Raw genomic sequence first — 10513 nt, 5'->3', positions numbered from 1 at the left:
TTATCCCAGCTCAGCCCTGCCTTGATGGAACAGCGCGCTTCCTCCACATCAGGACGAACAGCACGACGATCACGATGCCGATGGTGTTGAGGATCGTGATCGACACCGTGACCAGCGGGTCGGCCGCAAAAGGAAAGATCATCATCAGGAGCATCGGGCCGATGTTTCGTACCGCCGTGGTCACCTCGGTCGCGTGCCTGATTCCCGCATTTTTGACCCGGAGACCGGTGACGAGAAGGTAGCCGCATCCGAGGCCTATAAAGGGGCCGGCGAGCGCCGCGATATAGCTCTCAGTCCCCCAGGTTTGCACGAACAGATTCCAATACGCGACCAGCGTGAAGTTGAGGTTGAAGAGCAGACACAGAACGGCTACCCGGACGACCCACCGCGCGAATGGCGGTGTCAGGTCGGGCCACCAGACCCTGAAGGCGCACCCGAGAGCCATTGGGAGCAGCAAGAAGAGCAGTAGCGGCCAGGCAACATCCCAGGCCGAGGTCTTGAGCTGCGCGTCAACCGCATCGATGGCGAGGGGTAACCCCAGCGGCATGGCGATGACGGTCGCGACAGTCAGGACCACTAACAGCGTCGTGGAAATGCTGACATCCGCCTTGGCCAGCCGGGCGAGGAGGGGAGCGAAAGGCATACCTGCCGACAGCGCTGCGACGCAGAACCCGACCTTGATCTCTCCAGGAATGGACGAGGCGATCGTCAGCAAATAGCCGATGAAAAGGAACGGGATCACCACGAAATTGATCACCAGCGCCCACGCGGCAATCTTCCAATGGGCAAAGGCCTCCGCCAGTATCTTGCCAACCGAGAGCCTGAGGCCTAAGCCGAACGCATTCAAAATGACGAAGAGCACCCCGAACCCATTGATCAGGACGCTCTGGCTGGGCTGACCTGTCATATCGTCTGCCTTCAGCCGTGACCGTTACGGGCTGCCGCCATGGTTCAAACCCTGCCCCAAAGCGGCTTCGCGTCGCACGAAAATCGGCCTCTTACTATCTGGCGCTACGCCCATCCGCCAGGACTATGTCAATCATGTCAGGAGTCGGTCGGCTCCCAGAGGAGGAGCTGGCGGTGATGGGTGAAGCCGTTGCGCAGATAGAAGTCGACCGCGCGGCGTCCGGAGTGGACGGTCACGTGCAGCAGCCCCCGCTCACGGGCCTCGGCTAGGATCGCGGCCATCAGCGCACCGCCGATGCCCCGATTGCGGTGCTCCTCGCGGACCATGACCGACTGGATGTCGCCGTACAACCGGTCCAGCGACTCGTTGCCGGGCACCCGTTCCGCGATGAGCAGCCAGGCGGCGCCCACCACGGCACCGTCGATCTCGGCGACGAAAGGCAGGTGCGTCTGCGCATGGGCGGCCACCCAGCCGGCGTACGCGTCGAACTTGTCTTCCTCGACGCCGCGCAGTTCCGCGAGCACTGCCACATCCGCCACACCGGCTCTGCGAACGATCACCCGGCGGAGTCTAGGCGCGGTTATTCGCTCGCGCAGTTCTCCGAGGCGTGATTGGCTGAATTCGGCAACTGTCCGTGGATCAAGGAGGCGCGCAATGCGAGCAACCTACATCGCTATCGAAGACTTCTCCGTCTATTCGAAGGATGTGGCGTTTGCTCCGCAGCACACTCAACCTCGGGATCCTGGCGCATGTCGACGCCGGTAAGACCACGCTTTCCGAGCGGCTGCTCTACGAAGCCGGGGTAATAGGTGAACCCGGCCGGGTCGACCATGGCACGACGCAGACGGATTCGCTTGCGCTGGAAAGACAGCGGGGCATCACCATCCGCTCGGCAGTCGTCTCACTGACGATCAACGGCACCTCGGTCAACCTGATTGACACTCCCGGGCACCCGGATTTCATCGCCGAGGTGGACCGGGTTTTGGGCGTGCTCGACGGCGCCATCCTGGTGATCTCGTCCGTGGAGGGCGTGCAGCCCCAGACGCGGGTTCTCATGCGTGCGTTGCAGCGGATGGGCGTACCGACGCTGCTGTTCCTCAACAAGATTGACCGTGTCGGCGCGGATGTCGAGCGAACGCTGGCACAGATCAGGCAACGGCTTGGCGTCACCGCGATCCCCATGTGCCGTGCCGAGGGGCTCGGCACGCGCGGAGCGCAGGTCATCCCCCCTTCGGAAGCAGACGAGGTCGGCCTGATCGAAGCGCTGGCGGCCCAAAGCGACCGCCTGCTGAAGGCGTATATCGAGGACGACACCACGCTCACACCTGAAATCCTGCGCGACGAGTTGGCCGCCCAGACCGGGCAGGGTCTGGTCTACCCGGTGTACGCGGGATCGGCCGTCACCGGATCCGGCGTCGAGGCGCTGATGGCCGGGGTGGCCAGCCTGCTGCCCACCGCCATGGGCGACACCGACGGGCCGGTCAGCGGCAGCATCTTCAAAATCGAGCGCGGTGGCGGAGGCGAGAAAATTGCTTACGTACGAATGTTTTCCGGCACCCTGCGCACCCGTGACCGGGTTTCCGCCGGGCCGGACAAGGTAACCGGGATAAACGTCTTCGACGACGGCGCCTGGGCCCGCCGGGATATCGTCGCCGCGGGCGAGATCGGCAAGCTGTGGGGGCTCGGCCAGATGAAGGTGGGCGAAGCGATCGGCGAGCCCCGCGGCACCTCCGCACGACATCACTTCGCCTTGCCCACCCTGGAGGCGGTGATAGTGCCGGTCGCTCACGAGAACCATGTCGCGCTGCGCTCGGCGCTGGCCCAGCTCGTCGAGCAGGACCCGCTCATCAATGTGCGCTCCAGCCAAGCACATCAGGATCTTGCAGTCTCGCTCTACGGCGAGGTCCAAAAGGAGGTCATCCAGGCCACCCTCGCCGCGGACTTCGGCATCGACGTCCTTTTCCACGAGACGACCACCCTCTACATCGAACGCCCGGCCGGCCCCGGAGAAGCGTTGGAATTACTCAATTCCGAAGGCAACCCCTTCCGCGCCACGATCGGGCTACGGGTCGAGCCCGCCCCCCACGGCAGCGGCAACAGCTTCGCGTTGGACGTCGACTTTCGTTCGGTACCACAATTCGTCTACGGCAGTTTGGATAACTTCGCCGTAAGCATGGAACAGTACGTGCGCGACACCTTGCGCGAGGGCCTGTATGGCTGGCCCGTAAGCGATTGCGCCGTCACCATGATCGCGTCAAACTACAGCTCGCCCGACGGCCCGCCGTCGACAAGAGGCCCACTCAGCACGGCCGCCGACTTCCGCAAGCTCACCCCAATAGTGCTCATGCGAGCCCTGGAAGCCGCCGGCACCGCAGTCTGCGAACCACTCTCGCACGTCCACATCGACGCGCCCGCCGAGTCGCTGGGCACCATCCTGCGCACCCTGACCAAACTGGGCGCGACCGTCGAAGCCCAAGCCGCACAAGGCGACGACATCTCCATCGACGCGGTGCTGCCGGCCTCCAGCGTGCACCACCTCCACCACAGACTCCCCGACCTGACCGGCGGCGAGGGCGTCCTCGAGTCCGCTCCCGCCGGCCACCAACCAGTCCGAGGCACCCCACCAAAGCGCCGCTAGCCAAGCTAGATGGCGTCCAGGATTTCCGATGGAATTCCCTGCAGCGCCACCGGGCGGCGGAAGCGTTCTACCGCAACCGGACCCACCGAAGTGGACCAGGGCGCGGAGGTGGAGGGCCACGGGCCGCCGTGTTGCATTGCCTCGACCACGGCTACGCCGGTGGGCACGCCGTTGAAGATGATGCGGCCGGCTCGCGTCATCAGCGACGGTAGGAGCTTGCGCGCAGCGTCGGCGTCGGCGGGGCCGGCCAGGATGGTCGCGGTGAGCGAACCCTCCCATTCGGGGTAGGTGTCGGCCACGTAGATGACGACCGAGGGGCCGAAGTGTTCCTCGCCGAAGGAGGGGTGCCATTCGCTGGCGATGACAGCGAACGGGGCCGGGTCGCCCGCGCCCGCGACCACTTCGCCCAGCGAGCCCGCTGAGGCGAGCCATTCGGTGTGGGCGGCGGCCATGCCCGGGGTGAGCATCCGGTGGGTGGTGCCGGCGGCAACTGCGGTGGCCAGCGCGGTCGCCACGGCGGGCGAGCTGGTGAGGACCAGACCCGGTTTGGTGCACAGCTGACCGGACGAGCCGGTGACCGATGCGGCCAGCGCAGCCAGGTCGCCGTCATAGCCGGGCAGGACGTAGACCGGGTTGATGGAACTCATCTCCGCGTAGACCGGGATGGGGTCGGGACGCGAGGCGGCGGCGTCCATCAGCGCCCGCCCACCGGCCAGGGAACCGGTGAAGCCCACGGCTTTGATGCGCGGATCGCGTACCAAGGAAAGAGACGCCTCGGGACCACCGGAGACCACTTCGAATCCGGGAAGCGTGGCCGAGCCGATGGAAGCCAGCAGCTCGCTGCTCAACGGCTGAGCCGGATGGGTTTTGACCACGACCGGGCACCCGGCCGCGATCGCGGAGGCGGTGTCCCCGCCCAGGACCCCGAACGCGAGCGGAAAGTTGGAGGCGGCGAAAACGGCGACCGGGCCGACCGGGACCGGAACGGTGACGATGTTGTCGGACTCCCGTCGCCACGGCTTGGCCGCATAGTCGGCATAAAGGCGCAGCTGGCCGGCGGTGCGTTGCAGTTCGCCTCGAAGGCGTGCCTCGGCCAGGCCCGTTTCCGCGCCAATGACCTCGACGACCTCATCGGCACGGGCTTCCAGCTCTGCGGCGCAGCGGTAAAGCGCATCACGACTCATGACGGGCAGGCTAGCGGGAGAGGATGATGTCTTCATGACCGAGTACCGGATCGAGCGCGACACGATGGGCGAGGTGCACGTGCCCAGCCATGCCCTGTGGGGGGCGCAGACCCAGCGGGCGGTGGAGAACTTCCCGGTGTCGGGCCAGCCGCTGCCCTATCCGCTGATCACGGCGCTGGCCCAGATCAAGGAGGCGGCGGCGCTCGCCAATGCGGAAACGGGTGCGGTGCCGTCCGAGATCGCCGAGGCGATCGCCGAGGCCGCGCGCCTGATCCAAGACGTCGATCACGCGCCGCACTTTCCCATCGACGTGTTCCAGACCGGTTCCGGCACTTCGACCAATATGAATATGAACGAGGTCCTGGCCCGCCTCGCGGGCGAGAAACTCGGCCGCGCCGTGCACGCCAACGATCACGTGAACGCCTCGCAGTCGAGTAACGACGTCTTCCCGTCGGCGATCCATCTCGCCGCGCTGAACCTCCTCGAAACCGAGTTCAAGCCGTCGATGAAGAGCCTGGTTCAGGCGCTGGACACCAAAGCGGTGGAGTTCACGCAGGTGGTCAAGTCGGGCCGGACCCATCTCATGGACGCCACGCCGGTCACGCTTGGCCAGGAGTTCTCCGGCTACGCCCAGCAGGTGCGCCGCGCGATCGACCGCGTCGACTCGGTGCTGCCCAGGTTGCGGGAGCTCCCGCTCGGCGGCACAGCCGTGGGCACCGGAGTGAACACCACGAGCGCTTTCCGCCGGGCGGTCTACGCCCACCTGCCGATGGTCGTCGAGGCCGAGAACCATTTCGAAGCGCATGGCGCCCGCGACTCGCTGGTCGAGCTTTCGGGGCAGCTGCGCACCGCAGCCGTGTCGCTCTACAAGATCGCCAACGATCTGCGCTGGATGGGCTCGGGCCCGCGCGCGGGGCTGCGCGAAATCCAGCTCCCCGATCTGCAGCCCGGGTCATCGATCATGCCGGGCAAGGTGAACCCGGTCATCTGCGAGTCGGTACGCCAGGTCTGTGCCCAGGTCATCGGAAACGATGCGGCCGTGGCCTTTTCAGGCTCGCAGGGCGATTTCGAGCTCAATGTCATGCTTTCGGTGATCGCCCGCAACCTGCTCGAGTCGATCACTTTGCTGAGCCGTGCCTCGGCCCTGCTGGCCTCGCGCTGCGTTGCCGGGATCCAAGCCAACGAGGAGATCTGCCGCGCCTACGCGGAAGGTTCGCCAAGCGTTGTCACACCCCTCAACCGCTTTGTGGGGTACGAAGAAGCAGCCGCCATAGCCAAACAGGCGCTGAAGGAATCCAAGTCGATCCGCGACGTCGTCATCGAGCGCGGCCACGTCGACCGGGGCACCATCACCGCCGGCCAGCTCGACGAGGCGCTGGATGTCCTCGCCATGACCCGGCCGCCCGCCTGAAACTCAGCCCAGACGTGACCGGCGGCGGGCCACCTCCGCGAGCGTGACCGCCGCGGCGACGGAAGCGTTGAGCGACTCGACGTTGGTAGTCATCGGGATGGTGACCCGCATGTCGCAGGTCTGGCCGACCAGGCGGGAAAGCCCGCGCCCCTCCGACCCGACCACGATGACGAGCGGGCCGACCGCGGCTTCCAGGTCGTAGAGCGAGGTTTCGCCGTCGGCGTCCAGGCCCACCACCACAAAGCCTTCCTGCTGCGCCTGCTTCAGGGCACGGGTCAGGTTGGTGATCTGGGAGACCGGGGTGCGTGCCGCCGCGCCCGCGCTGGTGCGCCAAGCCGTCGCGGTCATCCCGGCAGCGCGCCGCTCGGGCATGAAGACCCCTTGCGCCCCAAAGGCTGCAGCCGACCTGATCACGGCGCCGAGGTTGCGTGGATCGGTGACCCCGTCAAGCGCCACGAGCAGCGGCGCCGGGTGCTCCAGCGCAGTGGCCAACAGGTCCTCGAACGGCTCGTAGACGTAGGGCGGCACTTGCAGGCCCAGCCCTTGATGCAGCACGCCTCCGGTCAGCCTGTCCAGCTCGGCCCGGCTCACTTCGAGAATCGCGATCGCCCGGTCGGCGCTGGTGCGCACCGCCTCACTCACCCGCTCATCGATGTCGATGCCTTGCGCCACATACAGCGCGGTCGCCGGGACGTGGGCGCGTAGCGCTTCGACCACGGGATTGCGCCCAACCAGCAACTCCGGCGCGTCCTTAGGGGTCTGCGACTTTCGCCCCGGCGCGACCCTGGTTCGGGTCGGCACGGGCGACCTCCGGCCGCTGCCGCCGCGGCCCCAGGTGGTGTCCTTCGTCCCGGGCTTGCCGATCTTCGGGGCGCGCCCCTCGGTGGCCGCCGCCTTCTTTTCTTTGTCCTGCTTCCACGCAGTCTTCGACGGAAGCTTCTCTGTGCCCGAATACCCCTTGTGCCACGGACGCTCGTCGGCGGGCAGGGTCTTGCCCCGGCCCTTCAGGGTGTCCTTGTTCTTGCCGCCGGTTCCTTTAGGGGCACCAGCTTTGCTGGTCTGACGGGTGTTGCGGCGTTGGGAATTACCCGCCATTACGGTCGGCTCCGATCGTCCATCTTGGACCTTGTGGTGTGTCCTCGACGGCCACTCCTGCTTGCTTAAGCTGATCGCGGACCGCGTCGGCCGCGGCCCAATCCTTGCGCTCCCGGGCCGAGGTGCGCTGCTGCAGCGCCAGGGACACCAGTGCGTCAACGGTTTCGCGCATGCCCTGATCGCCACCGGTCGTGAAGGCCGGGTCTTGCGGGTCGAGCCCGAGCAGGCCCAGCATCGCGCGCACGCTTCGGGCTGCCCCCACCGCGGTCTTGACCTCGCCCGCGGCGAGTGCGGTGTTGCCCTCGCGGACCACCTCGTGGATCGCGGCCAGCGCGGCCGAGGTGTTCAGGTCGTCGTTCATCGCCTCTTCGAACTCCGCGCACACCACGCTCGGCTCGACCTCGCCGACCTCGCTGGCCCGCTGCACGAAGCCCTCGATGCGCTGGTAGGCGGTGGCCGCCTCGTCCAGGGCGCCCCAGCTGAACTCGATCCGGGCGCGGTAGTGCGGGGCGAGCATGTAGTAGCGCAGCTCGACCGGGCGGATGCCTCGTTCCTGCACCGCCGCGACGTCGATGACGTTGCCGACCGACTTGGCCATCTTCTCGCCGCCGAGGTCGACCATCCCGTTGTGCAGCCAGAAAGCGGCAAAGTCGTGCCCGGCCGCGCGGGACTGGGTCATCTCGTTCTCGTGGTGCGGGAAGACGAGGTCTGTGCCGCCGCCGTGGATGTCGAACTCCGGGCCCAGGAAACGGAAAGTCATCGCCGAGCATTCGATGTGCCAGCCCGGCCGGCCCCGCCCCCACGGCGATGGCCAGTACGCGTCCTGTGGCTCGGTCGGCTTGACACCCTTCCAGAGCGCGAAGTCGCGTGGGTCTTTCTTGGCCCGCTCCGGTCCGTCGGGTGCGGCGAGCATCTCGTCTGGCCGCTGGTTCGACAGCGCGCCATAGTCCGGATAGGACGACACGGAGAAGTACACGTCGCCGCTGCCGTCTTTCGCCGCGTAGGCATGCCCGCGCTCGATGAGCTCGGTGATCAGCACCTGCATCTCCGGGATGCACTGGGTGGCCCGCGGCTCGTAGGTGGGCGGCGCCACGTTCAGCGCCCTGTACGACCCGCTGAGCTTCACCTCGTTCTCGTACGCGATGGACCAGAACGGGCGACCCTGCTCGAGCGACTTAGCGAGGATCTTGTCGTCGATGTCGGTGATGTTGCGCACGAAAGTCACCGCGTATCCGGAGTGGACCAGCCAGCGGCGCAGCACGTCGTAATTCACACCGGAGCGAAGATGACCGATGTGTGGGCCCGACTGGACGGTGAGACCACACAGGTAGACAGACGCCTGGCCCGCCACGCGCGGCTCAAAGTCGCGCACCTGCCTGGTCAACGTGTCATAGAGTCTCAGCGCCACCCTGCAAGGATACGCGGCAGCTCCATCAGGTTATCGATGACCGCGTCCGGTTGCGTCTCGCCGGGGACAGGCAGGCCTTTCTTGTTCAGCCACACGGTGCGCATCCCGTAGGCCGCCGGGCCCACGATGTCGTGCTCATAGGAGTCACCGACGTAGACGATCTCCTCCGGGCGATCGCCGGCCGCTTCCGCCACGGCCGCGTAGAACGCCACAGCCGGCTTCTTCGGGATGCCCGTGCGCAGCGCATAGATCTCAAACGCGAACTGGTCCTTCAACCCGCATCGGTGAGCTTCGCTGTTCGCGTTCGTGGCGTAGCCCAGCTGGTACTCGGGACGCAGCTTCTCCAGCGTCTCCACCACACCGGCATAGGGCCGCGAGTTGGCGAAGCGCACCTCGAAAAAGATCTCGATCATCCGCTCCAGCTCGTGGCCAAGACCGAAGCGCTTCAATGTCCGCAGGGTCGCGACCGTGCGGATCTCCCGCGCCGACTTCTCCGGTATCTCCGCCCAGCAGTCATTCGCGTCGGTGCGAAACGCCTCCACGGTCAGATCGGGCACAGCAAGCTCGCCGACCAGCGCGGTGAGCCCAGCCGTCACCGCCGCCGGGGTGTCCACCAGGGTTTCGTCTGCGTCAAAGGCCACCGTCGCGATCATCAGAAAAAAGTACCCTGTCCCGGTGGATACTGCGCAGACCCTGGATCGTGGCATTCGCCTGCTTTCCCTGGTCACGGACGCCCCAGGCGGGATCACTGTGACCGAGGCCGCAGCGCGCCTCGGCGTGGGCCGCGCCGTGGTCTACCGCCTGGCCGCCACCCTGATCGAACATTCCCTCGTGCGCCGCGACGCCACCGGCCGCCTGCGCATCGGCGTAGGCCTCCTGCACCTGGCCCGCCGCGCCCAGCCTCTCCTGGCCGACGCCGCCCTCCCCGCCCTACGCCGCCTGGCCGACCGGGTCGGCGCCACCGCCCACCTCACCATCGCCGACGCCGCAGACGCGGTCGCGGTAGCGGTCGTCGAGCCCAGCGCCACCATGTTCCACGTCGCCTACCGCGTAGGCTCCCGCCACCCCATCCACCTGGGCGCCGCCGGCCGCGCACTGTCCCTCGCGCAAGGTTGGGCAATAAGCGAAGGCGAACTCCAACCCGGCGCATTCGGCCTAGCCGCACCGGTCCTCGACGTCCCCGGCCTCACTGCCAGCGTCGGCGTAGTCTCCCTAGCCCGCCTGGACGAACCCACAGTCGGCCCCCTGGTCCAGCAAGCAGCCGCCACCATCGCCAAAGCCCTCGCTTAGCCCTTTTTTATCTACGCCGCTAACCAGTGGTCATTCACCGCATGCTCCCGCGCGGCACATCCGTCCGTGCTCCCCACCCTCCCAACCCCGGTCAACGGTCGCCTATGAGCAACTACGGATAGTGCTGGATGACCGCTTCTTAGGCCGGCATAGTCCGCGAGCATCTGGTGAGCGCGTTCATCGGTAGTTCGTTTGTTTGGTTTGGTGGTTACGGACAGACCCCTCACCACTGACGACACCTCTGCGTAGATCAGCGCTGGTGCGTGAACACGTCGTGCCAAGCGTTGTCGGAGAAGCTCATCACCACGATTGTTGGCCAGCAGGCGAATGACGATCGATGTATCGACAACGACGGTCACCAGCGACGTCCATCTTCGATCATCTCGCGGATCTCTTCTGCGGAGACGTCGACGGGTTCGCGACCAGCGATCGTCGTCATCACCTCATTGATCGATGGCATAGCGGCTTCCTCGGCCATCAAATCGCGCAGGAGACCAGCCAACGACTGACTGCGAGCTTCAGCGACGGCGGGAACCGCTGGCAGGGGTATGGGTTGCTGCGGCCTTTGCTCTGCACCCAT

Annotated in this window: 11 protein-coding genes; 3 read left to right on the top strand and 8 right to left on the bottom strand. The window is 66.4% G+C overall.

Annotated elements, in window-relative coordinates; genetic code table 11:
* Nucleotides 1-10: 10 nt before the first annotated feature.
* Both Rhe02_RS48535 and Rhe02_RS48530 read right to left on the bottom strand, forming a co-directional pair.
* Nucleotides 11-907, bottom strand: coding sequence for a bile acid:sodium symporter family protein (locus tag Rhe02_RS48535; protein WP_203915384.1), 897 nt, complete (start codon nt 905-907; stop codon nt 11-13).
* 137 nt (nt 908-1044) lie between these two features.
* A complete protein-coding gene (locus tag Rhe02_RS48530; RefSeq protein ID WP_239124567.1) occupies nt 1045-1467 on the bottom strand; it encodes a GNAT family N-acetyltransferase in 423 nt (140 codons plus the stop codon).
* 152 nt (nt 1468-1619) lie between these two features.
* Here Rhe02_RS48530 and Rhe02_RS48525 point away from each other — a divergent pair, with 152 nt between their 5' ends.
* Entirely contained in the window at nt 1620-3545 is a 1926-nt protein-coding gene (locus Rhe02_RS48525) for an elongation factor G (protein ID WP_203915383.1), read from the top strand.
* Between the two features lie 5 nt (nt 3546-3550).
* On the opposite strand, the gene Rhe02_RS48520 is transcribed toward Rhe02_RS48525, so the two are convergent.
* Nucleotides 3551-4729 (bottom strand): aldehyde dehydrogenase family protein, encoded by a 1179-nt coding sequence (locus Rhe02_RS48520; RefSeq protein WP_203915382.1) that lies wholly within the window; start codon nt 4727-4729, stop codon nt 3551-3553.
* Nucleotides 4730-4763: 34 nt separating this feature from the next.
* On the opposite strand from Rhe02_RS48520, the gene Rhe02_RS48515 reads away from it, so the two are divergent.
* Entirely contained in the window at nt 4764-6140 is a 1377-nt protein-coding gene (locus Rhe02_RS48515; RefSeq protein WP_203915381.1) for a class II fumarate hydratase, read from the top strand.
* 3 nt (nt 6141-6143) lie between these two features.
* On the opposite strand, the gene rlmB is transcribed toward Rhe02_RS48515, so the two are convergent.
* The 3 genes from rlmB to Rhe02_RS48500 are packed head-to-tail and all read right to left on the bottom strand — an operon-like array spanning nt 6144 to nt 9296.
* The gene (gene rlmB, locus Rhe02_RS48510) at nt 6144-7235 is read right to left on the bottom strand and encodes a 23S rRNA (guanosine(2251)-2'-O)-methyltransferase RlmB (protein WP_203915380.1); all 1092 of its coding nucleotides are present in this window, start codon (nt 7233-7235) and stop codon (nt 6144-6146) included.
* Nucleotides 7225-8643, bottom strand: a complete 1419-nt coding sequence (gene cysS / locus Rhe02_RS48505) for a cysteine--tRNA ligase (protein ID WP_203915379.1) — start codon at nt 8641-8643, stop codon at nt 7225-7227. Before cysS ends, rlmB begins: the two co-directional genes overlap by 11 nt.
* A complete protein-coding gene (locus Rhe02_RS48500; protein WP_203915378.1) occupies nt 8634-9296 on the bottom strand; it encodes an HAD family hydrolase in 663 nt (220 codons plus the stop codon). Before Rhe02_RS48500 ends, cysS begins: the two co-directional genes overlap by 10 nt.
* A 22-nt stretch (nt 9297-9318) precedes the next feature.
* On the opposite strand from Rhe02_RS48500, the gene Rhe02_RS48495 reads away from it, so the two are divergent.
* Nucleotides 9319-9933, top strand: a complete 615-nt coding sequence (locus Rhe02_RS48495; RefSeq protein ID WP_203915377.1) for an IclR family transcriptional regulator domain-containing protein — start codon at nt 9319-9321, stop codon at nt 9931-9933.
* A gap of 11 nt (nt 9934-9944) precedes the next feature.
* Here Rhe02_RS48495 and Rhe02_RS51105 read toward each other — a convergent pair whose 3' ends face one another.
* Both Rhe02_RS51105 and Rhe02_RS48485 read right to left on the bottom strand, forming a co-directional pair.
* The gene (locus tag Rhe02_RS51105; protein ID WP_203915376.1) at nt 9945-10292 is read right to left on the bottom strand and encodes a PIN domain-containing protein; all 348 of its coding nucleotides are present in this window, start codon (nt 10290-10292) and stop codon (nt 9945-9947) included.
* A partial coding sequence (locus Rhe02_RS48485; RefSeq protein WP_203915375.1) for a hypothetical protein occupies nt 10289-10513 on the bottom strand: 225 nt, incomplete at its 5' end. The genes Rhe02_RS51105 and Rhe02_RS48485, both read right to left, overlap by 4 nt.

It is taken from the genome of Rhizocola hellebori (genome assembly GCF_016862955.1).
Lineage (GTDB): Bacteria > Actinomycetota > Actinomycetes > Mycobacteriales > Micromonosporaceae > Rhizocola > Rhizocola hellebori.
This window is presented reverse-complemented; position numbering and strand designations above follow the sequence as displayed.